Below are 25,436 nucleotides of genomic sequence, written 5' to 3'. Positions count from 1 at the left end.
GCGCCCCGGTAGGCTCACAGCAGATCCGTGAGTCAACCCGAGGGAGCATGATGATCGACCGCGACAGACTGGTCCACCTGCACGAGCGCGAACTGGCGAGTTTCGCAAGCCGCAATCCGAAGTCCGCCGCCGCGTACGCCGCCGCCACGCATCTCTTCGGCAAGGTGCCGATGACGTGGATGAACAAGAAGGCCGGCGGGTTCCCGCTCTACCTCGCGGGGGCACGGGGCAACCGGGTCACCGACATCGACGGGCACGAGTACATCGACTTCGCACTCGGCGACACCGGCGCCATGGCCGGGCATTCACCGCAGGCCGTGGTCGACGCCATCGGCCGTCGCATCTACGAGCAGGGCGGCCTGACCACGATGCTGCCGACCGAAGACGCCGAATGGGTCGGCGCCGAGCTCACCCGCCGGTTCGGGGTCGACCGGTGGAGCTTCTCGCTCACCGCTACCGACGCGAACCGCTGGGCGATCCGCCTGGTACGCGCGCTCACCGATCGCCCGAAGATCCTCTTCCACAGCTACTGCTACCACGGCAGCGTCGACGAGTCGCTGATCGTCGTCGGCCCGGACGGGGAAGGCATGAGCCGCCCCGGCAACGTCGGAGCGCCGGTCGATGTCACCCAGACCAGCCGGGTGGCGGAGTTCAACGACCTCGAGGGCCTGGAGCGCCAGCTGGCGCACGAGGATGTCGCCGCCGTGCTGATCGAGCCGGCACTGACGAACATCGGCATCGTGCTGCCCGACCCGGGCTACCACGAGGCCGTGCGCGAGCTCACCCGCAAGTACGGGACGCTCCTGATCATCGACGAGACGCACACCTTCTCGGCCGGTCCGGGCGGCGCCACGAAGGCCTGGGGCCTGGATCCCGACATCGTCGTGATCGGCAAGGCCATCGGCGGCGGCATCCCGAGCGGCGCGTACGGCCTGTCCGCGGAGATCGCCGACCGGGTGCTCGGCCGCACCGACCTCGACCTCGTCGACATGGGCGGGGTCGGCGGCACGCTGGCCGGCAGCCCGCTGTCGGTCGCCGCGATGCGCGCCACCCTCGAGCACGTGCTCACCGATGACGCCTTCGACGGCATGATCGCCACCGCGACCCTGTTCACGGAGGGCATGCAGGCCATCCTGGACGAGCTGGAGCTGCCCTGGGCGATCAACCAGCTCGGCGCCCGCGCCGAGTACCGGTTCGTGAAGCCCTACCCGCGCACCGGAACCGAGGCGCACGAAGCCGCGGACGAGGGGATCGAGGACTTCCTGCACCTCTACCTGGCGAACCGGGGCATCCTGCTCACGCCGTTCCACAACATGGCCCTGATGTCCCCCGACACGAGCGCCGCAGACGTCGAGGCGCACCTCGCCGTCTTCGAGTCCGCCGTCCGCGAGCTCCTGAACCGCTAACCCCCATCCCCCTCGCCAATCCCCCCCATCCCCCTTCGCCGAACTGTGAGTTTGGCACCTTCCCGGACCCCGGGAAGGTGCCAAACTCACAGTTCGGCGGATGAGCGGGGAGGCTATTCGGCGCGGGAGATGTTGACCATGTCGGGGCGCGGGACGACCTTGACGCGGGTGCGTCCGTCCTCGGCGCCCAGGGCGAGCTCGTGCAGGTCGAGGTTGTGCCACCCGGCCAGGTTCGTGTATCGGATTCCGCGTTCGTGCAGCAAGTCGAGGATGCTCTGCTCGGACGGAGACTCGGGCCGCCACCAGTTGCCGAGGTCGTTGATCAGGTGCCTGATGGTTTCCATCGCGTCCGACTTGGTGTGGCCGATCAGCCCGACCGGACCGCGCTTGATCCACCCGGTCACGTAGACGCCGTACATCTGCTGGTTGGCGCTGGCCGAACCGGACGACGGGGCGCCCTTCCAGAGCACCTGCCCCTCGCGGTTGGGAATGACGCCGCGCTTCTTGTCGAACGGGATGCCGGGCAGCGGCGTGCCGAAGTAGCCGACCGCCCGGTAGAGGGCCTGGATCGGCAGCTCGCGGATCTCGCCGGTCCCGACGACCCCGCCGGCGCCATCCGGCCGGGTGCGCTCGTACCGGAACGCGCCGACCCGGCCCGTGCCGTCGTCGACGACCTCGACCGGCTTTGCGAAGAAGTGCAGGTGCAGCCTGCGGCTCGCCGTCCCGGTTTCGCGCTGGCGCCACTGGTTCAGCACCTTGTCGATGACGAAGACCTGCTTGTTGCTGGCGACCGCGTCCCTGGCCGCGCCGTCGTAGTCGAAGTCCTCGTCGTAGAGCACGATGTCCACGTCGCGCAGCTCGCCCAGCTCCCGCAGTTCGAGCGGGGTGAACTTCACGGATGTCGGTCCGCGGCGCCCGAACACGTGCACGTCGGTGACCGGCGACGCCTTCAGGCCCTCGTAGACGTTGGCCGGGATCTCGGTGGAGAGCAGGTCGTCGGCGTGCTTGGCCAGGATGCGCGCGACATCCAGCGCCACATTGCCGTTGCCGATGACGGCCACGTCCGTGGCGTCCAGGGGCCAGGTGCGCGGCACGTCGGGATGCCCGTCGAACCAGCTCACGAATCCGGCCGCGCCGTAGGAGCCCTCGAGGTCGATGCCGGGGATCTTGAGGTCGGCGTCGTGCACGGCGCCGGTGGCGAAGATCACGGCGTTGTAGTGCTTCTTCAGGTCTTCGAGGGTGATGTCCGTGCCGTAGCGCACGTTACCGAACAGGCGGATGTCCCCGCGATCGAGCACATTCCGCAGCGCGGAGATGATGCCCTTGATCCGCGGGTGGTCGGGCGCGACCCCGTACCGGACCAGGCCGTACGGCGCCGGGAGGTGGTCGAACAGGTCGATCGACACGTCGAAGTTCCGCTCCGCCTTGAGCAGGATGTCGGCGGCGTAGATGCCCGCGGGCCCCGCGCCGACTATGGCCAATCGCAACTTGGTCATGGGAGCCCTTCTAGCTGGATCGCTCGACGATTGTTTCGGCAAAGCGGGTCAGCGCCTTCTTGACGGATCCGGCCGGCAGGGGGCTCAGCGCCTCCACCGCGTCGCGGGCCCAGCCGTGTGCCTCGGCCAGCGTCTCCGCGGTGACCTCGTGTTCCCGCAGCGCCGCGATGGCCGCGTCGGCGGCGGCGGAGGGAGCGCCGCCGCTGGACATCACGTCTTCCTCGAGCCGGTTCACGAGGGAGGCCGCGCCCGCATCCGTTTGCGCTCGCTCCCGCAGCCGCAGGAGCGGCAGCGTCGCCACCCCGGCGCGCAGGTCGGTGCCGGGCACCTTGCCGGTCGACTCCGGCTGGGGGGACAGGTCGAGGACGTCGTCGATCAGCTGGAAGGCGACGCCGATCCTTTCGCCGAACATCACGACGGGACGCTCGAGCTCGCCCGGGGCGCCGGAGAACACGACGCCAGCCTGCGCGGCGGCCGCAATGAGCGATCCGGTCTTGTCGGCGAGCACCTGGATGTAATGCTGCACCGGGTCCGCGCCGCCCTGCGCGCCGACGGTTTCGTGCAGTTGGCCGAGGACGAGGCGTTCGAAGGTGTCCGCCTGAAGGCGGATCGCGCGCTCCCCCAGCCGGGCCATGAGCTGGCTGGCCCGGGCAAACAGCAGGTCCCCGGTGAGGATGGCGACGGAGTTGCCCCACACGGTCTGCGCGCTCGGGATGCCGCGCCGCTTGTCGGCGTCGTCCATCACGTCGTCGTGGTACAGCGAGGCCAGGTGCGTGATCTCGATCGCGGTCGCCGCGGTCACCACGTCGGGCACCGAACCGCCGCCGAGGTGGGCGGTGAGGAGGGCGAGCATCGGGCGCACGCGCTTGCCGCCGGCATTCAGCAGGTAACGGCTGGTCACATTGGCGATGTCGTCGGCGAACGTGACCTCGGCGAGCAACCCGGACTCCACCTGCACGAGGCCGGCGTCGATGCCGGCGGCCAGTCCACGGTCGGCGGCCGTCGAGAAGATGCGGTCACGGAGGCCGAGTTGCGACGTCACCGACGGACTGCGGCGGATCACGGGAGCGCTCGGTTTCACTCTGTCAGCCTAAACGATTGGAACCGGGAAGAAATCAGGAGTCCGCCACGGGCGTATCCGCCGGCTTGATCCCGCGGTGCAGAGCGACGATGCCGAGGGTGAGGTTGCGGTGCGCGACCGAGACGAAACCGGCGTCCCGCAGCCAACCGGCGAGCGTGGCCTGGTCCGGCCAGGCCGCGATCGATTCGCCGAGGTAGTCGTAGGCCTCGGCGTTCGACGAGACGAGCGTGACGATCCGGGGCATCACGTGATTGAGGTAGGCGAGGTAGCCGGCGCGGATCGGCCCGAAGGGCGGCGTCGAGAACTCGCAGATGACGACGCGCCCGCCCGGCTTGACGACCCGGTAGAACTCGTCGAGCGCCTTCTTCGGCGGGGACACGTTGCGGAGTCCGAAGGAGATGGTAACGGCGTCGAACTCGTTGTCGGCGAAGGGAAGCGCCGTCGCATCCGCCTGCACGAACTCGAGGTTCGGGTTGTCGGCGTGGCGCGTGCGGCCGACCTCGATCATCCCGCCGGAGAAGTCGGCGGCGACGACGTGCGCGCCGGTGCGGGTCAGGGCGACGCTCGAGGTTCCGGTGCCGGCGGCGATGTCGAGGATGCGCTCGCCCCGTTGCGGGTTGACCGCCTTCGTCGTCGCCAGGCGCCAGAGCGCGGCGTTGCCGACCGAGAGCACGGCGTTGGTGCGGTCGTAGTGCGTGGAGACCTGGTCGAACATGGCGGCAACCTGCTTCGGCTGCTTGTTGAGGTCTGCCCTAGTCATCCATCCAGTCTAGGTCGGGCCGGGCCACGCCGGACTCGGGCGTAGTCTGGACCCGTGAATGTGCAGGCCCTGACGGTCGAAACCACCCCGATTCCCGACATCCGTCAACTCATTCCGCTGCTCGACCGGCGCGACCCGCTGCTCTGGATGCGCCGCGGCCAGGGCCTGGCCGGCATCGGCACCGCGCTTCGGCTCGAGTTCTCCGGGCCGGGCCGCATGACGGATGCCGCACTCGCCTGGCGCCGCGTCGTGGAAGCGGCCGCGGTGACCGACCCGCTCGCCCGCACCGGCACCGGACTGCTCGCGTTCGGCGCCTTCGCCTTCGACGAGTCCTCCGCCGAGGCCAGCGTGCTGATCGTGCCGCAGGTCATCGTCGGCCGGGAGGACGGACAGTGCTGGGTGACCAGGATCTGGCCCACCGGCTCCGACGCGCCGGACATCCCGCTCGAGCTGCACCCCCTGGGCGACGAATACCGGGTCGCCCTGGGCCCCGGGTCCCTGTCGGCAGCCGGCTACCGGGCCGCGGTCGCCGAGGCGGTCGGGCGGATTGCCGCTCAGGACCTGAGCAAGGTCGTGCTCGCACGCGACCTGGCCGGACGGCTCCCCGCCGCGGCCGACCTGCGCCGGCCGATCACCGAGCTCGCGCTCGGCTACCCGGACTGCTGGACCTACGCCGTCGACGGCCTGTTCGGCTCGAGCCCGGAGACCCTGATCCGGGCCGACCACGGCGAGGTGAACGCCCGGGTGCTCGCCGGGACGATCTCGCGGGGGGCGGATCCCGTCGCCGACACCGAGGCCGCCCTGGCCCTGGCGACCTCGACCAAGGACGGCGACGAGCACGAGTTCGCCGTGCAGAGCGTGCTCCAGTCGCTCCGCCCGCACACCTCGCACATCACCACGAGCGAGATCCCGTTCACGGTGAAACTGCCGAACCTGTGGCACCTCGCGACCGACCTCGAGGGCACGCTGAGTGACGGCTCCACCTCGCTGGACCTGATCGCCGCCCTGCACCCGACCGCCGCGGTGGCCGGCACCCCCACGGCGAGCGCCCTCGCGCTCATCCGCGAACTGGAACCGTTCGACCGCGGTCGGTACGCGGGGCCGGTGGGCTGGGTCGGCGCCGACGGCGACGGTGAGTGGGCCATCGCCCTGCGCTGCGCCCAGGTCGGTCCGGACGGTGACGTTACCGCGTACGCGGGCTGCGGCATCGTGCTGGACTCTGACCCGGAGAAGGAACTCGCCGAAACTCGGATGAAGTTCCGACCGGTCGTCGAGGCCTTCGACTGACCCCGCCGCTCAGGACGCGCGGAGGCGGGCCTTTTCCGTCTTGATGTCGTAGTCCGCTTCCGGCCAGCTGAGCTCCATCCGGGTGAGCGCGTCGATCAGCAGGTGCTGCACCGCGAGGCGGGCGTACCATTTGTGGTCGGCCGGGATGACGAACCACGGGGCCGCCGTCGTCGAGGTGCGCTCAAGGGCGACCTGGTAGGCCTCCTGGTAGGCGGGCCAGTGCAGCCGCTCGTCGACGTCTCCCGGGTTGTACTTCCAGTATTTGTCCGGCCGGTCGAGCCGCTCGGCGAGGCGCGATTTCTGCTCGTCGGAGCTGATGTGCAGCATCACCTTGATGACCGTCGTGCCGTCGTCGGTGAGCTCCTGCTCGAACGCGTTGATGTCGTCATAGCGCTCGTCGATCGTCTCCAGCGGGAACAGCTCCCGCACCCGGGTGATCAGCACATCCTCGTAGTGGGAGCGGTCGAAGACACCGATCCGGCCGGCGCCGGGAAGCTGCTTGCGGATGCGCCAGAGGAAGTCGTGGGAGAGTTCGGCCTTCGTGGGCGCCTTGAAGGCGAAGTGGTCGATGCCCTGCGGGTCGGCCGCGCCGACGACGTGGCGAACGATTCCGCCCTTGCCGGAGGTGTCCATGGCCTGGAGCACGAGGAGCACCTTGCGCTCGTCCCCGTCCTGGCTGCCGGCGAAGAACATCTCCTGCTGGTGACGGAAGATGCTGGCGCCCTTCCGCAGCGCCTCGACCGAGTGCTTCTTCTTGCCGTCGAAGCCGGGGGTCGACGTCGTGTCGACGTCGGCGAGGCTGAATCCCGGATTCACGCGGAGCGAGTCGATCGGGTCGCCCGTCCAGAACTTTTCGATTTTCGCCTTCGCGCCCATGCCGAGCCCCTTCGTCCGTGGTCAATCCGTCCGTGGTCAATCCGCCAACACTACAGCGGGCACCGGTGCAGGCGGCTACCGGGCGAGCGGAACTTCGAGGATGCTCGGGCCGCGAGGGGGACCGGTCAGCGCCCGTTCGAGCTCGCTCCGGGTCGCCGCGCGGCTGTACTCCCAGCCGTAGGCCGAAGCCAGCGCGGACAGGTCGACCCGCTGCGGCGTGAACAGCACGCGGTCGAGGGCCGCGGCCGGAGCCGATGCGGCCACCTCGAGGCCGTCGAAGATACTGCCTCCCCCGTCATTGCCCACGATGACCTGCAGGCGGGGCAGCGGCTCCCCCGGCGCCAGGAGCAACGATCCGGCGTCGTGCAGGAGGGCCAGGTCGCCCAGCAGCAGCCGGGTGGTCCCGGTCGAACGGGGATCCGGCCCCGCCTGGCCGGCCAGCGCGATTCCGATGGCCGTGGCGACGGTGCCATCGATCCCGGCCAGGCCGCGGTTGGCGTGCACGCTGATCTTCTTGCCGGGCACGCGGCTGTCGGCCTCCCGGATCAGGCGGGACGCACCGAGGACCAGCCGGTCGTGCGGCCACGACGCGCGCCAGAGGGCATCCACGAGCATGGGGCGGGTGACCGGGGCGCGCATGAAGGCGAGTTCGGCGCGGCCGATGCCCCGCTCATCGATCGGCGCGGCGGCCAGTGCCGGGTCGGCCGCGAGGATCTGCCGGCTGGTCATCACCCATCGGCCGAGCCACTCCCGTGCTTCCGGGGTCGCCGCTGCTGCGGCGGCCTCCTCGTCCGGCCGGGCCGCGGCAGCGAAGTGCGCCACCCGGTGACCGGGGTTGTACCTCTCGGCGCCCGGCGAGGCCACGACGATGGCCTCAACGTCGCCCCGCTGGAGCAGGGCGGGGATCTCCCGGCTGAGCGTCGGGTGACCGAACACGATCGCGCGCTCGATCCGTCCGCCGAAGTCGGGGTCGCGCAGCAGTTCCCGGTAGGCCGCCACGAGGGTGGGCCCGAAGCGGGCACCGCTGGACACCTCGGCGAGCAGCGGCCAGCCGCCGGCGCGGGCGAACTCCTCGGCCGCCGGGCCGGCCGCGTGGCCGGCGATGACGACCGTGCGCGGACCCGCGGCCACCGCCAGCGGCCGGTCGGACGCGGGCCGGTCGGCCTCGGGCCGGGCGGAGGCAGGCGGGTCGGCCTCGGCGGGCGGCTCGTCGCCGGTCAGGGTCACCGCGCTCGAGAGCGGTTCCCGGAAGGCCAGGTTCAGCTGCACCGGGCCGGGGCCGGCCGGCCGGATCCCGGTCGACGTGATGCCGGTCGACTTGATGCCGGTCGATTTGATGCCGGCCGCCGCCTCCAGCGCCCGCCGGGCGAGGGCGAGGGCGCCGCGCTGCTCGCCGGCGCCGCCGACCGGGGCGGGCTCGTCGACGCTGAGCCGCACGGCCCCGCCGAACAGGCCCGGCTGCACCGTTGTCTGGTTCGACCCGATGCCGCGCAGTTCATCGGGCCGGTCGGCGGTGAGCAGGATCATCGGGACGCCGGAATGGTGGGCTTCGAGCACGGCGGGGTGCAGGTTCGCGACGGCCGTCCCGGAGGTGGTGATCACGAGCGCCGGGACGCCGGTTTCGACGGCCATGCCCAGCGCGAGGAAGCCGGCTCCGCGTTCGTCCAGGCGCACATGCAGACGGATCCGCCCGATCCGTTCGAGTTCGGCGCAGGCGAGGGCGAGGGCCTGCGAACGCGACCCCGGGCAGAGCACCACATCGCGCACGCCGAGGCGCACGAATTCGCCAAGCAGCGCGACGCTGAAGGCTGTCGCCGGGCTGTCGCCCGGGGCGGATTCAGCCACCGCGGATTCAGGCACCGACGGGCTCAGACGTCCCGGCGGTCGGGCTGTTCACCCTCACCCGGATCGGGCTGCTGAGGGTTGAAGCCGGGGGCTCCGGCCGGCCCGGGGGTCCCGCCGGTGCGGGGGTCGGGCTTGTCGAGGTCGGCCAGTTCCTGCTCCATCTGCCGGATTCGCTCCTGCTGCTGGCTCTCTCGCTTGAGGCCCTGGAGGAACTCCGGGTCGTCGTCGGGGGCGAGCGAACGAGTCGTTCGACCACCGGAGCCGCCCGCGCGGCCTCGACCGACGAACAGCCAGAGCAGGGGGCCGATCACCGGCACCAGGACCAGCACGAAGATCCAGACCCAGCGGGGAAGTCCGCGGATGCGGTTGCGATCGGCGAGGGCACAGTCCACGAGCGTGTAGACGGTGAGTATGACAACAACCAGTCCGAGACCGATCAGCAGCTTGGGCATACCTGATTGTAGGCCGCGCGGCCGAGAGTACGGTGAGCGCCCGCAGAGGCGCCCGGTTCTAAGCTGGAGGGATGAAGGCCGTTCCCGCTTGGTTGTCCTACTCGCTCCTGCGCGTGCTGATGTTCGCGGTCCCGCTCGGGGTTCTGCTTGCGTTGCGGATCGAGTGGTGGCTCGCCGCGCTCGTCGCCGCGGTGATCGGGCTGTGCCTCTCGTACATTTTCCTGCGCACGCCCCGGGAGAACGTCGCCCGCGACCTGTATGCGGCTCGGCACCCCGCTTCGGAGCCGGTTCACCCGGACGCCGAGTCGGAAGACGCGGTGCTCGACCGCCTCGACCGCGCCCGTGACGAGCAGGCCGGACGCGAAGGCTAGAGCGCGAAAGCGAGCCCGAGCAGCACCCCGTAGCCCAGCGCGGCCAGGCTGGTGAGCTGCAGGGCCAGGATCAACTCCCGTGACGTCTTCGCCGTCACGGTGATCAGGCAGGCCGGCAGCGCCAGCAGCAGCACGAAGAACGTGAAGTACGCCAGCGGGTAGAAGATCGTGAAGAACAGCGCGATCCCGAACGGCGCGATCAGGAAGACGCAGAAGACGACGCGGGAGGCCACGTTGCCGATCAGGACCGCGAGCGTGCGCTTGCCCGCCTTCTTGTCGGTCTCGCGGTCGCGCAGGTTGTTGACCATGAGCACCGCGCAGGCGACCAGGCCGATGCCGACCGCGCCCAGCCAGCTTTCGGTGTTGACCGTCCCCGCCTGGACGTAGGTCGTTCCGAGCGTGGCCACCAGCCCGAAGAAGACGAAGACGAACAGTTCGCCCAGGCCGAAGTACCCGTACGGCTTCTTGCCCCCGGTATAGAGCCAGGCCGCCCCGATGGCCGCGGCGCCGACGAGGAGCAGCCACCACTGCTGGGTCATCACCACGAGGGCGAGCCCGGCCAGGGCCGCGAGGGCGAAGAAGGCCAGCGCCACGCTCAGGACAGCGGCGGGTCTCGCCGCCCCGGACCCGGTCAGCCGGGCCGGGCCGACACGGTGGGCATCCGTGCCGCGCACGCCATCCGAATAGTCGTTGGCGTAGTTCACGCCGATCTGCAGGCACAGGGCGACCACGAGGGCGAGCAGCGCCCGCTCCGGGTAGAAGACCCCTGGGCCGGTGGCGACGATCGCCGCGCCGGTGCCGAGGGCGACCGGGGCGATCGCGAGCGGGAGGGTGCGCAGCCTGGCCCCGGAAACCCAGTCGGCCGCCGTGGCCGGCTTGACCTTCGCCGGGCCCTTGCGCGGCGGGCCGTTCTTCGGCGATCCGCTCCTGGCCGCACCGTTCTTGGCCGAGCCGCTCGCCTGGGCGAGTCGTTCGGCGGGATTCAACCGCTGCATTTTGGGCCTGACCGGCCGCACTCCGTGTGCCACGCACTCATGCTACTGGGCCGGGCTTCCGGGCCGGGCTACGGGGCCGAGGCGAGCAGCCGGCGCAACGCCTGCCGGTCCGGCTTGCCCGAGGCCAGCACCGGGATCTCGGCCACGGCCACGACCCGTGCCGGCCTCGCCGCCCTGCCCAGCGCGGATGCCACGGCCCCGCGAACGCGCGCCAGGTCGGCCGGAGGGACGCCGCCTTCCGCCCGGGCGGTGGGGAGCACGACGACCGGGACCTGGCCCCACTCCGCGTCGTCGGCGTCGAGGACGACCGCCTCGGTGAGGCCGGGGAGCGTGCGCACGACCCGTTCGACCGCGTCGAGCGACACCTTTTCGCCGCCGGAGATGATGACGTTGTCGGCGCGGCCGAAGACGCGCACGAGGCCGGTCCGGGCATCCACGGAACCGAGGTCGCCGGTGCGGTACCAGCGCACCCCGTGCTCGCTCACGAAGCGCTCCGCGGTCAGTCTCGCGTCACCGAGGTACCCCTCGGCCAGCACGGCGCCGGTGATCTCGAGTTGCCCGTCGACGACCCGAACCCTCGTGTCGCCGATGGGGACCCCGTCGTACACGCAGCCCCCGGCGGTCTCCGACGAGCCGTAGCTGCGCACGACCCGCAGGTCCAGTTCGGCCGCGCGGCGGAGCAGCTCCGGCGGGGCCGCCTGGCCGCCGACGAGGATGGCGGTGAAGCGCCGGAGCACGGCCAGGCTGGGGCGGTCCTGGGCCGCGGCATCCATCAGCCGGGCCAGTTGCACGGGCACGAGGGAGGTGAACCGGAGGGGCTCGCCGAGCCGCTCCGCGAGCCGGATGAAGGCGGCCGGGTCGAACCCGCCCGGCGGCAGGACGAGCGGCGTGGTCTGGGCCGCGATCGAGCGCACCAGCACCTGCACCCCCGCGATGTAGTGACCGGGCAGGGCGAGCAGCCATTGCCCCGGGCCGCCGAGGGCCACGTTCGACGCCGCGGCTCCGGCCAGCAGAGCGTCCGTGCTGAGCATCACCCGCTTCGGGGCGCCGGTCGAGCCGGACGTTTCGATCACCACGGCGACCCGGCGCGGCACGGTTCCGCTCGGCCGGGCGCCCGCGCTCCCTGGGACCGGCATCACGGCGTCGCCCTCCCCGGTGAGCGCCGACCGCAGCAGGGCCAGCAGCCTGGTGGTGTTGTCCGCCGGAACAACGATCAGCGCCCTCGTCATGGACGCGCCTAGAACTGCCAGGGGTAGGGACCCCAGTCCGGCTCGCGCTTCTCGAGGAAGGCGTCGCGGCCCTCGACCGCTTCGTCCGTCCCGTAGGCCAGGCGGGTGGCCTCACCGGCGAACACCTGCTGGCCGACCAGGCCATCGTCGACGGCATTGAACGCGAACTTGAGCATCCGGATGGCGGTGGGTGACTTGGTCAGGATTTCGCGGGCCCAGTCGAGGGCTTCCGCCTCCAGGTCCGCGTGCGGCACGACGGCGTTCACGGCGCCCATCTCGAGCGCGCGCTGCGCGGAGTATTCGCGGGCGAGGAAGAAGACCTCCCTGGCCGCCTTCTGGCCGACCTGGCGGGCGAAGTACGCGCTGCCGTAGCCGGCGTCGAAGGAGCCCACGTCGGCATCCGTTTGCTTGAACTTGCCGTGCTCGGCACTGGCGATGCTGAGGTCGCACACCACGTGCAGGGAGTGTCCGCCGCCGGCGGCCCACCCGGGGATGACCGCGATGACGACCTTGGGCATGAAGCGGATGAGGCGCTGCACCTCGAGGATGTGCAGCCGCCCGCCGCGCGCGGCATCGATCCCCGACGCCGTCTCGCCGTCGGCGTACTTGTAGCCGTCGCGGCCGCGGATGCGCTGGTCTCCCCCCGAGCAGAACGCCCAGCCGCCGTCTTTCGGGCTGGGTCCGTTCCCGGTCAGCAGCACGACCCCGATGCGCGGGTTCGTGCGTGCGTCCTCGAGCGCCGCGTGGAGTTCGTCGACGGTGCGCGGGCGGAAGGCGTTGCGCACCTCTGGCCGATTGAACGCCACGCGGGCGATCCGGCCGGTCAGGTCGTGGTGGTAGGTCACGTCGGTGAGGGTGTCGAAGCCGGCGACATCCCGCCACTGGCCTGGGTCAAAGATTTCGGACACCTGTTCGGTCATGCAGCAAGACTACGCGGGGCTCCGGTCCTCGTCGGCGGTCCCCCATTCGGAGGACAAAGATTGGCCGCTCGGCGCGGGAATGTCAACCCCCTTGAGCGCCATTCCTGCGCGTTATGTACTTGTGTCCTTGGTACGACCCGGAGGTGTCATGAATAACGTCGCAGATGACGGTATGAACCGTCTCGAAGTCCGAATTACCGAACTCTCACCCACAGAATGGCGCATCTGCGACCGGTCGATTGCCGACGGGGAGGCGTCGGCGGTGCTGGGATTCATCCAGCAGGTCGAGGGCGCCTTCGAAGTCACTCACCTGGGGCTTCTCCGTGAGAGAACCTATTACGCGTCATTCGAACGAGCGGCCGCGAGCTTCGCCGGACGGGTGGTGATGTCATGACGATCACCGCGCATTCCGCCCCGTCGAGCGCTCGGTACGGCCGGGCCTCCACCGACGCCTTCGGCGACTACCTCCGCCGGATCGGCAAGGGCGCCCTGCTCACCGCCGAAGACGAGGTGAACCTCGCCCGACGGATCGAAGTGGGCCTGTTCGCCGAGGAGAAACTCCTCAAGGGAAACATCGATGACCCGGACCTCGAACGCGAACTGGCGTGGCTCGTACACGACGGACGACATTCGAAGAACCACTTCATCGAAGCGAACCTGCGCCTGGTCGTGAGCATCGCGAAGCACTACTCCGGCCGCGGAGTGCCGATCATGGACCTGGTCCAGGACGGGAACATCGGGCTCGTGCGGGCGGTCGAGAAGTTCGACTTCATGACCGGGTACAAGTTCTCGACCTACGCCACCTGGTGGATCCGCCAGGCCATCCACCGCGGCATGGCGGACAAGTCCCGGATGATCCGGATCCCGGTGCACACCGCGGAGAAGCTGAACAAGATCAAGCGGATTCGCCGCGACCTGACGAGCACGCTCGACCGCGACCCCACCGTGCGCGAACTCGCCGAGGCCACCCAGATTCCGGCCCGCGATGTGGCTCGACTGCTGCAATACGACAACGAACCCATTTCCCTGCACGCTCCCGTCGGGGACGGCATCGGGGACATCTCCGAGTTGATCATCGACGACGACCTGCCCCAGCCGGATGAATACGCCACCATCGCCCTGCGGGCGGCGGACATCACGTTCTACCTGGACGCGCTGCCACCCCGGGAACGCGCCATCCTCCAGGCCCGGTTCGGTCTCGACGGCGACGCCCCCAGAACCCTCGACCAGATCGCGCTGATCCAGGGCGTGACCCGGGAACGGGTCCGGCAGATCGAAAAGCGCGCACTGGCCCTCCTGCATGTGCCGCGCCTGGAACGCTACCTGAGGGATTGAGTACCCCCCGAACTGAGCATGGTGGGCGCGCCTCGAACCGAGGTACTCTCACAAGACCGGGGAACGGGGAGCGGTGCAATGGGCAAGCTGACATACGATTCGACGCTCACGGCTGACTTCGACGATCGAATACTCGCGCACATCCAGGTCGTGATCGGCGCCAAGCTGCGCCGCGGAGAGTCCTTCTACTTCACGTGGAGGGACGACCCGCAGGGCGGCGGCGGCCGGAGCACCATCTGGCTGAATCCGGGCATCCCGATCGCCTACAAGTACTTCGGCGCCCGAACCCCGAGCCTGAACCGGGAATGGATCGAAGCGCTCATGTTCACCGCCAATTCCTCCGGTGGGCTGCAGATCGTTCCCGAGCCGCATCCGACGCCGACCACGCTGACGAAGGGGACGCCGTGAACCGGATCGACATCGTCTACGGGGGCCGGCCGTACTCCCTCGGCGGGCGCACCGTCGCGTCGGTCCAGGAAGAACTGGCCACGGCGCTGGCGGCGGGCCGGCCGTACTGGCTGCGCGTGAACAGCGGCGAAGGCCGCATCGAGGATGCCTACCTGCTGATTGCGCCCGGGATTTCCGTCGTCCTGGTCAACACCAAGCCGAACAACAACGGCGCGGACGTCGGCCCCGAGCCGGACAACGCGTTCATGCGGGATGTTCTCTGACCTGACCGGGCCGAGGCTGACGGTCTCCGTCGCGCTCGAGTGCCAGACTGGGGGGATGCTGCCCTCACTGGACGAGTTGCTCGGTACCGCGCGCGTTGTCTCCCTGCCCCTGGTCACGCGGTTCCGGGGGCTGGAGAGCCGCGAGGCCCTGCTCCTGAAAGGCCCGCACGGCTGGACGGAGTTCTCGCCGTTCGCCGAATACGACGATGCCGAATCCGCGGCCTGGCTGCGGGCAGCCATCGATTTCGGCTGGCACGAAACGCCCGCGCTGCTGCGCACGAGCGTGCCGGTGAACGCCACGGTGCCCGCGGTCGAACCCGAGGCCGTGGCCGCGGTCCTGGCCCGCTTTCCCGGCTGCCGCACCGCGAAGGTCAAGGTCGCCGATCCGGGCCGCACCCTGGCCGAGGACGTGGCGCGGGTGCGCGCCGTGCGCGCGGCACTCGGGCCGGAGGGGCGCATCCGCGTCGACGCGAACGGGCTCTGGAATGTGGACGAGGCCGAGCACGCCATGCACGCCCTGGCCGGGTTCGACCTCGAGTATGTGGAGCAGCCCTGCGCGACCGTCGAGGAGCTGGCCGAGATCCGGGTCCGCACTCGGTACATGGGGGTGCCGATCGCCGCCGACGAGAGCGTGCGCCGCGCCGATGACCCGCTCGCGGTGGCCCGGGCCAATGCGGCGGACATCCTGGTGGTGAAGGCCCAGCCGCTCGGCGGCATCCGTGCGGCGCTGTCGATCACCCGCGAAGCCGGGCTGCCCGTCGTCGTCTCGAGCGCGCTGGACACCTCGATCGGGATCTCGATGGGCGCGCACCTCGCCGCTGCCATCCCCGACCTGTCGTTCGACTGCGGCCTCGGAACGGCCGCGCTGCTGGCCGCGGATGTCACGAACGAGCCGCTCATCCCGGTCCAGGGTCGCGTTGCCGTGCGCCGGGTCACTCCCGATCCGGCGCTGCTCGAGCGCCACGCGGCGGCCGACGACCGTCGCGACTGGTGGCTGGACCGCCTGGCCCGCACCCACGCGCTCCTCGCTGGTTAGGCGATCTCGCAGCCCCCACCCAGCTCAACTGAGTCGCGGAAAAAGTACCTTCCCGAGCGAAATGAAGGTACTTTCTCCGCAACTCAGCGGCATCCTGATTGAGCTTGTGAGATTTTCTACAGGCCGGAGTAGGCGTGCAGGCCCTTGAAGAAGACGTTCACGATGCCGAAGTTGAACAAGACGGCGCTGAAGCCGATGATCGCCAGCCACGCCGACCGGGAACCGCGCCATCCGCGGGTCGCCCTGGCGTGGATATACCCGGCGTAGATGGTCCAGATGATGAAGGTCCAGACCTCCTTGGTGTCCCAGCCCCAGTAGCGGCCCCAGGCCTGCTCGGCCCAGACGGACCCGGCCATGAGAGTGAAGGTCCAGAGGATGAACCCGATGATGTTGACCCGGTAGGCGAGGTTCTCCAGGGTCACCGAGGAGGGCAGCGTTGCGACGAAGCGCAGCCGGGCTGCCCGGGCGTCGGCCGCAAGGCTCTCCCGCTTGAACTGCAGCAGCTGGACGACGCTCAGGGCGAAGCCGAGAGCGAAGAAACCGGTGGCCAGCGAGGCGACGAAGACGTGGATGACCAGCCACGCGGACTGGAGCGCCGGCGGCAGCGGCGCGACCTCGACGTAGAACGTGAGGGCCGCGACTCCGAGCAGGATGAGCACGAGGCCGGTGACGAAGGTGCCGAGGAAGCGCAGGTCGGCCCGGGTCAGCACGATCAGGAAGACCGTGACGATGAGGAGGGTTCCGGTCATCGCGAATTCGTACATGTTCGCCCACGGGACCCGGCCGGCGGCCAGGCCGCGCAGCACGTCGGCGGCCAGGTGCAGCGCCCAGGCGAGCACGGTCAGCGAGACGCCGACCCGGAGGCTGGACGAGCGGCCGTACGGCGTGGCCGCGTCGTTCGCGATGCGCGTGCTGATCCGGGTCAGGGTGGTCGTGCCCCCGGATGCCGCCCCGGCGGCGCCTCGGGCTTCGGGCGACGAAAGCTCGTCAGCCTGGACCGCGCCGACGGCGGAGGAACGCCGGGCCAGGTCGATCGAGAAAGCGATGAACGCGAGCGCGTAGACGCCCATGGCGGAGTACAGGCTCAGGATCGAGAGCTCATTGAGATTCACTAGGCCAGCCTAAGTCTGTTCAGGGGCGGGGGCGAGCGGCGCGGACGCGGGCGAGGTCAGCCGGGCGCTGTGGCGGTCGGCCAGTGCGGCCACCGCGGCTTCGAGGGCCGGATCGTCGCCGCGGGCGAGTCCGGCGTACTCGAGGCGCACCGAGCCGTCGTCCTGCCGGACCGCCTTCACCCAGACGCGGCGGCGCGGCACGAACAGGGAGGTGAGCAGGCCGAGCAGCACGAGCACCGCGAACAGGAGCACCCAGCCCTGGGTCGGGTCGTGGTGGATGTCGAAGGAGGCGAATCGCAGCACGGAGCCGGAGAAGTCCCCCTTCGCGGCGCCGGGGTTGGCATCCTCGAAGGTCACCGAGCCGAGCCCGTTCGGCAGGTCCACGGTCTGGCCCGGCTTCAGCTCGAGCGGCTTGACCGTGGTCGTGCGGGTGGCGAGCGGCTCCATCTTGTCGGTGTCGAGCGAGTAGACGGATGTCGGAACGCCCTCATCCAGGCCGAGGTCGCCCGCGTAGACGTTGAGCGTCAGCAGCGGGTATTCGAGATCCGGGAAGGACGAGAAGTACGCCCCGGACTGGGATGCGGCCTGGGTCGGGTAGAAGAAACCGATCATGCCGAGCTGCTCGGGCAACCCGTCGGGGACCTTCACTACTCCGAGCGAGGTGAGGTTGGCATCCTGGGGCAGGAACGGGATCGAGTCGGTGAACACGACCTTGCCGTCGGGGTCCTTCACGGTGATGGTCGGGGCGTAGCCGTTGCCCAGCAGGTAGACATCCGTGCCGCCGGTCCGGAGCGGAGCGTTGACCTTGACCGCGGCGGGCTCGGGGTCCTCGCCCCTCGGGGTGACCGTGACATCGGCGGTGAAGTCGAGCGGCTGACCGAAGGCCTTGAGGTTCTCGGTCTCGTAGTCGACGGTGAAGTCGTCGAGCTTCAACTTGTAGGGGTCGAGGCTGGCGTCGTCGAAGAAACGTCCGGGGTTGAAGGAGTCATAGGCCAGCAGCGAGTTCACGAAGGTCTGGCCTTCGACGAGCACGCGCTGACCACTGAAACCGAATCCGCTGCCGAATCCGACGGTGATCAGGATGCCGACCAGGGCCGAGTGGAAGACGAGGTTGCCGGTCTCGCGGAGGTAGCCGCGCTCGGCCGAGACGGAGGCCTCCCGCTCTGTGTCGAACCGGGCGACGCGGTAGCCGCTCTCCTTGAGGAGCCCGCGCGCGGAATCGATCGCGGCCGCGGGATCCGTGCCGGCGGGGGCGTCGCGGGTGGTGAACCCGGCCAGCCGGGCCAGGCGGGCCGGGGTCTTCGGGGGTGTGGCTCGGAGCGCCTGCAGGTGGTGCTTCGTGCGCGGGATCACGCAGCCGATCAGGGAGACGAAGAGCAGAAGGTAGATCGCGGAGAACCAGGCCGAGGAGTACACATCGAAGGCCTGGATGGTGTCGAGGGCGGGCGCGAGGTCCGGGTTGTTCGCGAAGTACTGGGTGACGCCGTTCGGGTCGGAGCTGCGTTGCGGCACGAGCGAGCCGGGAACGGCCGCGATCGCGAGCAGCAGGAGCAGGAACAGCGCCGTGCGCATGCTCGTGAGCTGGCGCCAGAACCAGCGCAGCCAGCCCGTCGTGCCGAGCCGCGGCTGGGTGACGTCGACGCCGGAGCGGGCCGGGCGGGAGTCGTAATGGTCAGATGGCCGGGACAAAGTTGCCAATCACCCCCTGGAGATCGAGGAGCCAGGCGTTCCAGACGCCGCTGACCATGAGCAGGCCGATGAGAATGAGCAGGGCGCCGCCCATCAGGTTGATCACCCGAATATGCCGCTTCAGGAATGCGACCGCTCCGGTCGCCCAGTTGAGGCCGAGGGCGATCAGCAGGAACGGGATGCCGAGGCCGAGGGCGTAGAAGAGGGCCAGCAGGCCGCCCTGCCAGGGTGACCCCGAGCTCAGGCTGAGGGAATTGATCGCGGTGAGCGTCGGCCCGGTGCACGGTGTCCAGCCGATCGCGAAGACGGCGCCGAGCACCGGCGCCCCGGCGAGCCCCATCCGCGGACGCCACGAGGACTTGACCGTGCGCTGCATGGCGCCGAACTGGCCGATGAAGACGAGCCCGAGCAGCACGACGATGCCGCCCGCGACGCGGGTGATCAGGTCGCGGTACTGGTTGAGCCAGAATCCCGCCGCGCCGAACATCACGCCGGTGAGCACGAAAACGAGCGTGAATCCGAGGATGAAGAGGCCGACGCCGGCGAGGAGCCGGTTCCGGCCGCTGCGATCACCCCTGGCCGGCGTGCGCCCGTCGGTGAAGCCGCCGATGTAGGCGAGGTAGCCGGGCACGAGCGGGAGGATGCACGGAGACGCGAAGGAGACGAGTCCGGCCAGCACGGCAATCGGGATCGCGATGAGAAGCTGGCCGCTGAAGACGAGTTCCCCGAACGGATCACCCACGCCTACGAGTCCTCGGCGATCGTGTCGCGGATGAAGGTCTTCAGGATTGACGGCGACGACACCCGGCCGAGAATCCGCGCGGCCACGCGGCCGGAGCTGTCCAGGACCAGGGTCGTGGGCACGGCGTTGGGCGGGATGCTCCCGCTGAACGCCAGCTGCATGCTGCCGTCCTCGACGTCCATCACCGAGGGAAAGGTGATGCCGTAGGTGTCGTTGAACGCGATCGCGTTGGCGGCCCGGTCGCGCACGTTGACGCCGAGGAACGCGGCGCCCTTCCCCTCGAACTCCTGGTTCAGTTTTTGCAGGTCGGGGGCTTCGGCACGACACGGAGCGCAGCTGGCGTACCAGAAGTTGAGGACGACGACCTGGCCGGCGTAATCGGACGAGGACACGGCCTTGCCGTTTTCGGTGGTCCCGCTCCAGGCCACGGCGTCGCCGCGCTTGGCCGCGGGGATCTCGGTCCAGCTGCCGTCCCCGGCGATGAAGCCCTTGCTGCTGCCCTCGCGGTATTGCTCGGCGAGCGGGTCGGAGGCGCATCCGGCGAGCAGGATGGACAGTGTCGCAGCCGCAGCGAGGACGGTCAGGAAACGGGGGCGCCTCATACCGCTCCGACATCCGTGGCCAGCACCTGGAGGTGCCCGGCCGGGTTCGCGTAGCCGACCTCGACGAAGGCCTCGCCTCGCCGGGAGAGGGTCGTGATGCTCGAGAGCTCGCAGCGGCGCTTGCGCGGGTCGTGGGGCAGGCGGTCGCCGGTGAGCGCGCGATGCACCATCCAGATCGGCAGCTGGTGGCTGACGAGCACGACGTCTCCGTCTTCGACCGAGCGCCAGGCCTCGTCGACGGCGGCGAGCATCCGCCCTGCGATCGACCGGAAGGGCTCACCCCAGCTCGGGCGGAGCGGATTCGTCAGCGAGGGCCAGTTTCGCGGGTCGCGGAGCGCGCCGCCCGGGCCGGTCAGCCTGGTTCCCTCGAAGCGGTTCTGCGGCTCGATCAGGCGGTCGTCGGTGGAGACCGGCAGGTTGAACAGGGCGGCAATCGGCTCTGCCGATTCCCGCGTGCGCTGCAGCGGTGAGGAGACGACGCGTGCGACCGGGCGACCCCGGTCGACCAGGTCTGCCGCGGCTGCCTCGGCCATCTTCTGCCCCAGGGGGGAGAGGCCGAATCCCGGCAGCCTTCCATAAAGGACGCGCTCGGGGTTCAAAACCTCACCGTGCCGCACGAGATGTATCTGGCTAGCTACCACGTGTTCCAGTCTACGGAGGGCCCGGCCGCGAATTCGCCGAGAGCCGTTCGGCTAAACTTGCCACGTGAATGCGCGCGTATTGATCAAGAACCTGTCCGCCCTCGACGACGGCCCCGTTTCCGTGTCCGGGTGGGTCGAGACGGTGCGAGACCAGAAGAAGGTGCAGTTCGTCGTGCTCCGCGACGAGTCCGGCGCCGTGCAGCTGGTCAATCCGCGCAACTCGGATGCCGACGGCGTGGTCATCGCCGACGAGCCGGCCACGAGCATCTCGTCGCTCTCGCAGGGCAGCTTCGTCACCGTGACCGGCCAGCTCAAGCACGACGAGCGGGTCAAGCTCGGCGGCATCGAGATCAAGCTGGCCACGCTGGAGATCGTCACCCTCGCGATCCCGGAAACGCCGATCGCGGCCGATTCCAGCCTGGACAAGCGCATGGACTGGCGCTTCCTCGACCTGCGCAACCCGAAGCAGAACCTCATCTTCCGCATCCAGACCACCTTCGAGCACGCGCTCCGGACCTACTGGGTCGACAACGACTTCATCGAACTGCACACCCCGAAGCTGATGGCCAGCGCCAGCGAGTCCAGTGCGGAGCTGTTCGAGGTTGAGTACTTCGACACCAAGGCCTACCTCGCGCAGAGCCCGCAGTTCTTCAAGCAGATGGCGCAGTCCGCCGGCTTCGGCAAGATGTTCGAGGTGGGGCCCGCGTTCCGCGCCGACCCGTCGTTCACCAGCCGCCACGCCACCGAGTTCACCAGCATCGACTCGGAGATCAGCTGGATCGACAGCCACGAAGACGTCATGGCGCTGCACGAGGATCTGCTCGTCGCCGCATTCACGGCCGTCAAGGCGAAGCACGGCGACGAGGTCAAGACCCTCTTCGACGTCGAGGTGACCGTTCCAAGCAAGCCGTTCCCGCGCATCCCCCTCGCCGAGGCGAAGGAGATCGTCAAGCAGCACGGCTACGAGGTTCCGCGCGACGACGACGACATGGACCCGGAGGGCGAGCGCCGGATCGCCGCGTACGTCAAGGAGACCTACGGCCACGAGTTCGTCTTCCTCACCGACTACGCGTCGAGCATCCGCCCGTTCTACCACATGCGCCACGAGGGCGACGCGGGCCTCACCAACAGCTACGACCTGATCTTCAACGGCACCGAAATCTCCACCGGAGCCCAGCGCGAGCACCGCATCGACGTGCTCGTCGAGCAGGCGAAGGAGAAGGGCCTCGACCCGGAGGAGCTCGAGACCTACCTCGACTTCTTCCGTTACGGCGTGCCGGCCCACGGCGGTTTCGGCATGGGCCTCGCCCGGGTGCTGATGCTCATGCTGCACCAGACCAGCATCCGCGAGGTCACCTACCTGTTCCGCGGCCCCACCCGCCTCGAGCCCTAACCCCCGTTCCCTCCCCCTTCTCCTCCCCGCGAAACCGCTGTTGTGCGCGTTATTCGGGCGTTTTAGCGCGCACAACTGCAGTCTCGCGGTGGGCTGTGGACAGGTTCGGCGCGCACGGGCGGAAGAAGGCATCATGACCGGGTGCGAAACCGAACGATCCTCCCAGAGCCGCTCCGCGGACGTGCGTTCCTCACCACGGATGTTCCCCCGGAAACCCTGGGACGAGGCCGGCTGCTCGCCCCCGACGTGCAGCGACCGTCCCGTGGCGTGCGCGCGATCGACCTCGACTTCACGGCCGTGCACGGCCGGTGCGAGGGCTACCTGCCGCGGATGCCCGCCGGCCAGGCCTTCAGCCACATCACGGCGGCGCAGCTCTACCTGATCCCGCTGCCCCCGTCCCTCGCCTACGATCAGACCCTCCACGTTGCCGTGAACGAGCGCGGCCAACCGCCTCGCGTCGTCGGCGTGGTCGGACACGCGCTCGGCGGCATCGAGTCCCGGTTCCGGGAACTCGACGGCTTCGTGGTGACCGACCCGGTATCGACGTGGTGCCAGCTGGCTACGCACCTCACGCTCTACGACCTCATTGCCGCCGGCGACTACCTCGTCTCCGGTCGGGTCACCGACGCGGGCCGCGAGCCCCCGCTGGCCACCATCGCCGAGTTGAGAGCCGGCGTGCTGCGCTGCGCCCGCCGCCGGGGCGCGAAGAACCTCAGGGAGGCAATCGCCCGGGTGCGCACCGGCGTGGATTCGCGCCCGGAGACGTGGTTACGGCTGATCCTCGTCGATGACGGCCTGCCAGAACCTGTCGTCAACGAGGTGATTTTCGACGTCGACGGGCGGCGCCTCGGGAAACCCGACCTCGCCTACCCGTGGGCCCGCCTCCTGTTCGAGTACGAAGGCGACGGGCACCGGATAGACAAAGAGCGTTTTCGCGGGGACATCACTCGGCGCGAGATCTTCGAAACCGACCAGTGGCGCGTCATCCGGGTGGTACCCGACGATGTGTTCACGCGCCAACGGGCGTTCCTCAACCGCGTGCGGCGAGTCATCGCCCAGCAAACCTCCGCGAAACCGCAGTAGTGCGCGCTAAACGACGCGAATAACGCGCACAAGTGCGGTTTCGCGGGGGGATGGGGCGGGGCTAGAAGGCCAGGTCGACGGCCATGCGGGCGGCGACGACGGACCGGATGTACGCGCCCACCTTCTGGTGTTCGGGGTGCGCCTGGTAGCGGGCGACCGCCTCCATGTCGTCGAAGTCGGCGATCAGAACGACGTCCCAGTTGTCGCCACCGGCGACATCAGCGCCGACGGTGAGCGAACGGATCTCGTCGACCACGCCGACCAGGGACTCCAGCCCGGCGATGATCCGGGCCGCGTGCTCGGCCTTCTCGGCCGGGTCCGTCGCTGCGAGCCGCCAGGAGACGACGTGCCGGATGCTCATCGCACCTCCAGCAGGGCCGTGCGCAGGCGCAGGGGGTCAATCCGCCAGTAGTTGTGCATCTTGCCGTTGATGAGGAGCACGGGAATCTCCTCGACGTACTGCTCGTGCAACGCGGCGTCGTCGAGGATCGAACGCTCCTCGAGCACGATTTCGGGAGCGGACGGGTGGCCGGCGATCTTCTCCACGACGCTGTCGATGAGGTCCCGAGCGTCATCGCAGAGGTGACAGCCGGGCTTGCCGATCAGGGTGAGGAGTGCGGTAGCCATGCCTCCAGCCTAGGCGGGCCAAGCTGGGAGAGTGCAGACCCGGCCGCCCCCCCGCGGACGAACTAGACTCATCCGCACATGGTGACCGGACCTCCTCCCCGCGCGATCGCGTTCTTCGACGTGGACAACACGCTGCTGCGCGGCGCAAGCCTCTACTACCTCGGCGTCGGCGCCTGGCGGCGGGGCTTGATCTCCCTGCGGGACATCCTGTCATTCGGCTGGAAGCAGGCCCGGTTCCTGGCCGTGGGCGAAAACCCCGCCCACGTCAGCCGGGTCAGCGAGCGCGGACTCGAGCTCGTCATCGGTCACAATCAGGCCGCGCTCATCCGGTTCAGCAACGAAATCTTCGACACGCGGCTCGTGCAGCGCCTCTGGCCCGAGACGGTTGACGTCGCCCGGCGGCACCTGGCGGCCGGCCGAGAGGTGTGGCTGATCAGTGCGACGGCGCAGGAGCTGGCCGACGTGATCGCGACACGGCTGGGTTTCACCGGCGCGTTCGGCACCGTGCTGGAAACCGTTGACGGCGCGTTCACCGGGCGCCTGGTCGACGGCATCTGCCACGGGCAGGGCAAAGCGCGCGCGGCCGAGGCCCGCGCCGCGGCGAGCGGCGTCGACCTCGCCGACTGCTGGGCCTACTCCGACTCCCACAACGACATTCCGCTGCTTGAGCTGGTCGGTCACCCGGTGGTGGTGAATCCGGATGCCGTCCTGCACCGGTACGCCGTGGCGCGCCGCTGGCCGATGATTCGGATGAAGCCGGCGAGCATCAGGCCCGCGATCCGAGCAAGCAAAAAGCGTCAGACCCGAAGGGCCTGACGCTCACGCCAGTACGGTCAGAGACCGTCCTACTTCTTGTTGCGACGCTGGTGGCGAGTCTTACGAAGCAGCTTGCGGTGCTTCTTCTTCGCCATGCGCTTGCGTCGCTTCTTGATTACAGAACCCACACGGACCTCACAAAGTTTTGGTTGAGCCGCGGATCTGCGACCGACACGAAAACACCATTCTAACCGAAAAAAACAGGGCCTCCTACGCAGAGTCCGCGACCGGCCGTTCGATGGCCGCCCGGGCGGCGGACTCGGGCACGCGAAAGGAGCGCCCGAAGCGGATCGCGGGCAGTTCCCCGGAGTGAACGAGGCGGTAAACCGTCATCTTCGACACGCGCATCATCTCGGCGACCTCGGCCACCGTGAGGAAGCGCACCTCGGACAAGTCCTGTGCCATTCGCGTGAACCCCTCGTGATCCCGGCGAGTCGACCCTGCCAGCACCGGGTGTTACGGGTGTTACCCGAGTGCTATTTGGACACTCTAGGGGCAAGCCGAGCGGTCGTCTAGTCGCTCTTGCGCCACTTCTTCGAGGTGGCATCCTTCACGGCGTGGCTCATCTGGAACGACGTGTCGGCGAAGGCCTTGCCGATGGCCGCGGCAAAGGCGCGCTGCTCGGACTTCAGACCGGCCTCGGCGTCGATTTCCTCGGCGGTCGCATCGAAGTCGACGCTGAGGAACGGGATCAGCCAGTCCTCAATCTCTTCCAGCGGCGCGTAGTCGAGGTGGTAGTAGCGGTGCTGCCCTTCTTCGCGCACGCCCACGAGGCCGGCTTCGCGCAGGACCTTGAGGTGCTTCGAGATCGTCGGCTGGCTCAGACCAAGCTGGCTCACGATGTCCGAGACGCTCAGCTCCCCCACGCTGTCGGCCGCCTGGTTGTAGCGCTCCAGGAGAATGTGCAGGATGTCGCGCCGAGTTGAGTCCGCCACCACGTCGAAGATGTTTGCCATGAGCCAAGATTAGTC

The 25,436-nt window shown here is 69.3% G+C and carries 30 protein-coding genes; 11 read left to right on the top strand and 19 right to left on the bottom strand.

Going from position 1 to position 25,436, the window contains the following annotated elements; translation table 11 throughout:
- Positions 1–47: 47 nt before the first annotated feature.
- Positions 48–1,406, top strand: a complete 1,359-nt coding sequence (locus tag E3T54_RS14100; protein ID WP_134476244.1) for a transaminase — start codon at positions 48–50, stop codon at positions 1,404–1,406.
- A 113-nt stretch (positions 1,407–1,519) separates the two neighbouring features.
- Here E3T54_RS14100 and E3T54_RS14095 read toward each other — a convergent pair whose 3' ends face one another.
- Genes E3T54_RS14095 through ubiE form a run of 3 tightly spaced genes read right to left on the bottom strand, consistent with a single transcriptional unit; the run spans position 1,520 to position 4,743 of the window.
- Positions 1,520–2,902: an FAD-dependent oxidoreductase gene (locus tag E3T54_RS14095; RefSeq protein WP_134476243.1), complete on the bottom strand. Its 1,383-nt coding sequence runs from the start codon at positions 2,900–2,902 to the stop codon at positions 1,520–1,522.
- Positions 2,903–2,912: 10 nt separating this feature from the next.
- Positions 2,913–3,983: a polyprenyl synthetase family protein gene (locus E3T54_RS14090; RefSeq protein WP_134476242.1), complete on the bottom strand. Its 1,071-nt coding sequence runs from the start codon at positions 3,981–3,983 to the stop codon at positions 2,913–2,915.
- Positions 3,984–4,017: 34 nt separating this feature from the next.
- Positions 4,018–4,743 carry a bifunctional demethylmenaquinone methyltransferase/2-methoxy-6-polyprenyl-1,4-benzoquinol methylase UbiE gene (ubiE, locus tag E3T54_RS14085; RefSeq protein ID WP_134476241.1) on the bottom strand — a complete coding sequence of 242 codons (726 nt, stop codon included), beginning with the start codon at positions 4,741–4,743 and terminating at the stop codon, positions 4,018–4,020.
- A 54-nt stretch (positions 4,744–4,797) separates the two neighbouring features.
- Here ubiE and E3T54_RS14080 point away from each other — a divergent pair, with 54 nt between their 5' ends.
- Positions 4,798–6,030, top strand: coding sequence for an isochorismate synthase MenF (locus tag E3T54_RS14080; RefSeq protein ID WP_241977239.1), 1,233 nt, complete (start codon positions 4,798–4,800; stop codon positions 6,028–6,030).
- Positions 6,031–6,039: 9 nt separating this feature from the next.
- Here the strand turns inward: E3T54_RS14080 and E3T54_RS14075 are convergent, their stop codons facing one another.
- The 3 genes from E3T54_RS14075 to E3T54_RS14065 form a co-directional block, all read right to left on the bottom strand.
- Entirely contained in the window at positions 6,040–6,906 is an 867-nt protein-coding gene (locus E3T54_RS14075) for a polyphosphate kinase 2 family protein (RefSeq protein WP_134476240.1), read from the bottom strand.
- A 75-nt stretch (positions 6,907–6,981) separates the two neighbouring features.
- A complete protein-coding gene (gene menD / locus E3T54_RS14070; protein WP_370255578.1) occupies positions 6,982–8,751 on the bottom strand; it encodes a 2-succinyl-5-enolpyruvyl-6-hydroxy-3-cyclohexene-1-carboxylic-acid synthase in 1,770 nt (589 codons plus the stop codon).
- Positions 8,752–8,774: 23 nt separating this feature from the next.
- On the bottom strand, positions 8,775–9,203 hold the full coding sequence (locus tag E3T54_RS14065) for a PLD nuclease N-terminal domain-containing protein (protein WP_134476238.1): 429 nt from the start codon (positions 9,201–9,203) through the stop codon (positions 8,775–8,777).
- A gap of 71 nt (positions 9,204–9,274) precedes the next feature.
- Between E3T54_RS14065 and E3T54_RS14060 the strand changes: the two genes are divergently transcribed.
- Positions 9,275–9,574, top strand: coding sequence for a DUF4229 domain-containing protein (locus tag E3T54_RS14060; RefSeq protein ID WP_092323350.1), 300 nt, complete (start codon positions 9,275–9,277; stop codon positions 9,572–9,574).
- Here the strand turns inward: E3T54_RS14060 and E3T54_RS14055 are convergent.
- The 3 genes from E3T54_RS14055 to E3T54_RS14045 form a co-directional block, all read right to left on the bottom strand.
- Complete coding sequence (locus tag E3T54_RS14055; RefSeq protein WP_134476272.1) at positions 9,571–10,569, bottom strand: 1,4-dihydroxy-2-naphthoate polyprenyltransferase; 999 nt, start codon at positions 10,567–10,569, stop codon at positions 9,571–9,573. The genes E3T54_RS14060 and E3T54_RS14055 overlap by 4 nt on opposite strands.
- Positions 10,570–10,637: 68 nt before the next feature.
- Positions 10,638–11,798, bottom strand: a complete 1,161-nt coding sequence (locus E3T54_RS14050) for an AMP-binding protein (RefSeq protein ID WP_166804929.1) — start codon at positions 11,796–11,798, stop codon at positions 10,638–10,640.
- An 8-nt stretch (positions 11,799–11,806) separates the two neighbouring features.
- A complete protein-coding gene (locus tag E3T54_RS14045) occupies positions 11,807–12,718 on the bottom strand; it encodes a 1,4-dihydroxy-2-naphthoyl-CoA synthase (RefSeq protein WP_134476237.1) in 912 nt (303 codons plus the stop codon).
- A 148-nt stretch (positions 12,719–12,866) separates the two neighbouring features.
- Between E3T54_RS14045 and E3T54_RS14040 the strand changes: the two genes are divergently transcribed.
- The 5 genes from E3T54_RS14040 to E3T54_RS14020 all read left to right on the top strand — a co-directional run bounded on the left by E3T54_RS14040 (position 12,867) and on the right by E3T54_RS14020 (position 15,760).
- Positions 12,867–13,112 carry a hypothetical protein gene (locus tag E3T54_RS14040; protein WP_134476236.1) on the top strand — a complete coding sequence of 82 codons (246 nt, stop codon included), beginning with the start codon at positions 12,867–12,869 and terminating at the stop codon, positions 13,110–13,112.
- A complete protein-coding gene (locus E3T54_RS14035; protein WP_134476235.1) occupies positions 13,109–14,053 on the top strand; it encodes an RNA polymerase sigma factor RpoD/SigA in 945 nt (314 codons plus the stop codon). The genes E3T54_RS14040 and E3T54_RS14035 overlap by 4 nt, the downstream gene beginning before the upstream one ends.
- Before the next feature lie 78 nt (positions 14,054–14,131).
- Entirely contained in the window at positions 14,132–14,461 is a 330-nt protein-coding gene (locus E3T54_RS14030; RefSeq protein WP_092323342.1) for an ATP-dependent DNA ligase, read from the top strand.
- Positions 14,458–14,724 (top strand): hypothetical protein, encoded by a 267-nt coding sequence (locus E3T54_RS14025; RefSeq protein ID WP_134476234.1) that lies wholly within the window; start codon positions 14,458–14,460, stop codon positions 14,722–14,724. The genes E3T54_RS14030 and E3T54_RS14025 overlap by 4 nt, the downstream gene beginning before the upstream one ends.
- A 55-nt stretch (positions 14,725–14,779) precedes the next feature.
- Positions 14,780–15,760 (top strand): o-succinylbenzoate synthase, encoded by a 981-nt coding sequence (locus E3T54_RS14020; protein WP_134476233.1) that lies wholly within the window; start codon positions 14,780–14,782, stop codon positions 15,758–15,760.
- Positions 15,761–15,876: 116 nt separating this feature from the next.
- Here the strand turns inward: E3T54_RS14020 and ccsB are convergent, their stop codons facing one another.
- The 5 genes from ccsB to E3T54_RS13995 are packed head-to-tail and all read right to left on the bottom strand — an operon-like array spanning position 15,877 to position 20,546.
- Positions 15,877–16,830 (bottom strand): c-type cytochrome biogenesis protein CcsB, encoded by a 954-nt coding sequence (ccsB, locus tag E3T54_RS14015; protein WP_134476270.1) that lies wholly within the window; start codon positions 16,828–16,830, stop codon positions 15,877–15,879.
- Between the two features lie 51 nt (positions 16,831–16,881).
- Positions 16,882–18,561 (bottom strand): cytochrome c biogenesis protein ResB, encoded by a 1,680-nt coding sequence (locus E3T54_RS14010; RefSeq protein ID WP_134476232.1) that lies wholly within the window; start codon positions 18,559–18,561, stop codon positions 16,882–16,884.
- A complete protein-coding gene (locus E3T54_RS14005) occupies positions 18,545–19,303 on the bottom strand; it encodes a cytochrome c biogenesis CcdA family protein (protein WP_134476231.1) in 759 nt (252 codons plus the stop codon). Before E3T54_RS14005 ends, E3T54_RS14010 begins: the two co-directional genes overlap by 17 nt.
- 2 nt (positions 19,304–19,305) lie before the next feature.
- The gene (locus E3T54_RS14000) at positions 19,306–19,905 is read right to left on the bottom strand and encodes a TlpA disulfide reductase family protein (RefSeq protein WP_134476230.1); all 600 of its coding nucleotides are present in this window, start codon (positions 19,903–19,905) and stop codon (positions 19,306–19,308) included.
- Positions 19,902–20,546 carry a histidine phosphatase family protein gene (locus E3T54_RS13995; RefSeq protein ID WP_134476229.1) on the bottom strand — a complete coding sequence of 215 codons (645 nt, stop codon included), beginning with the start codon at positions 20,544–20,546 and terminating at the stop codon, positions 19,902–19,904. Before E3T54_RS13995 ends, E3T54_RS14000 begins: the two co-directional genes overlap by 4 nt.
- A gap of 79 nt (positions 20,547–20,625) precedes the next feature.
- Here E3T54_RS13995 and aspS point away from each other — a divergent pair, with 79 nt between their 5' ends.
- On the top strand, positions 20,626–21,939 hold the full coding sequence (gene aspS / locus E3T54_RS13990; RefSeq protein WP_370255583.1) for an aspartate--tRNA(Asn) ligase: 1,314 nt from the start codon (positions 20,626–20,628) through the stop codon (positions 21,937–21,939).
- Positions 21,940–22,080: 141 nt separating this feature from the next.
- The gene (locus E3T54_RS13985; protein ID WP_134476228.1) at positions 22,081–23,022 is read left to right on the top strand and encodes a hypothetical protein; all 942 of its coding nucleotides are present in this window, start codon (positions 22,081–22,083) and stop codon (positions 23,020–23,022) included.
- A 61-nt stretch (positions 23,023–23,083) separates the two neighbouring features.
- Here E3T54_RS13985 and E3T54_RS13980 read toward each other — a convergent pair whose 3' ends face one another.
- Both E3T54_RS13980 and E3T54_RS13975 read right to left on the bottom strand, forming a co-directional pair.
- Entirely contained in the window at positions 23,084–23,383 is a 300-nt protein-coding gene (locus E3T54_RS13980) for a Dabb family protein (protein ID WP_092323328.1), read from the bottom strand.
- Positions 23,380–23,649 (bottom strand): glutaredoxin family protein, encoded by a 270-nt coding sequence (locus tag E3T54_RS13975; protein ID WP_134476227.1) that lies wholly within the window; start codon positions 23,647–23,649, stop codon positions 23,380–23,382. Before E3T54_RS13975 ends, E3T54_RS13980 begins: the two co-directional genes overlap by 4 nt.
- 78 nt (positions 23,650–23,727) lie before the next feature.
- Between E3T54_RS13975 and E3T54_RS13970 the strand changes: the two genes are divergently transcribed.
- Positions 23,728–24,465 (top strand): HAD family phosphatase, encoded by a 738-nt coding sequence (locus E3T54_RS13970; protein ID WP_134476226.1) that lies wholly within the window; start codon positions 23,728–23,730, stop codon positions 24,463–24,465.
- A gap of 29 nt (positions 24,466–24,494) precedes the next feature.
- On the opposite strand, the gene E3T54_RS13965 is transcribed toward E3T54_RS13970, so the two are convergent.
- The 3 genes from E3T54_RS13965 to E3T54_RS13955 all read right to left on the bottom strand — a co-directional run bounded on the left by E3T54_RS13965 (position 24,495) and on the right by E3T54_RS13955 (position 25,421).
- Positions 24,495–24,593: a 30S ribosomal protein bS22 gene (locus E3T54_RS13965; protein WP_003792170.1), complete on the bottom strand. Its 99-nt coding sequence runs from the start codon at positions 24,591–24,593 to the stop codon at positions 24,495–24,497.
- Positions 24,594–24,675: 82 nt separating this feature from the next.
- On the bottom strand, positions 24,676–24,870 hold the full coding sequence (locus tag E3T54_RS13960; protein WP_092323323.1) for a helix-turn-helix domain-containing protein: 195 nt from the start codon (positions 24,868–24,870) through the stop codon (positions 24,676–24,678).
- A 107-nt stretch (positions 24,871–24,977) separates the two neighbouring features.
- On the bottom strand, positions 24,978–25,421 hold the full coding sequence (locus tag E3T54_RS13955; protein WP_092323322.1) for a helix-turn-helix transcriptional regulator: 444 nt from the start codon (positions 25,419–25,421) through the stop codon (positions 24,978–24,980).
- Positions 25,422–25,436 lie beyond the last annotated feature (15 nt).

This window comes from Cryobacterium sp. Sr8 (genome assembly GCF_004403225.1).
Classification (GTDB): domain Bacteria; phylum Actinomycetota; class Actinomycetes; order Actinomycetales; family Microbacteriaceae; genus Cryobacterium; species Cryobacterium psychrotolerans.
Note: the sequence above shows the minus strand (reverse complement) of the source record. Positions and strands in the feature narration are given on the sequence as shown.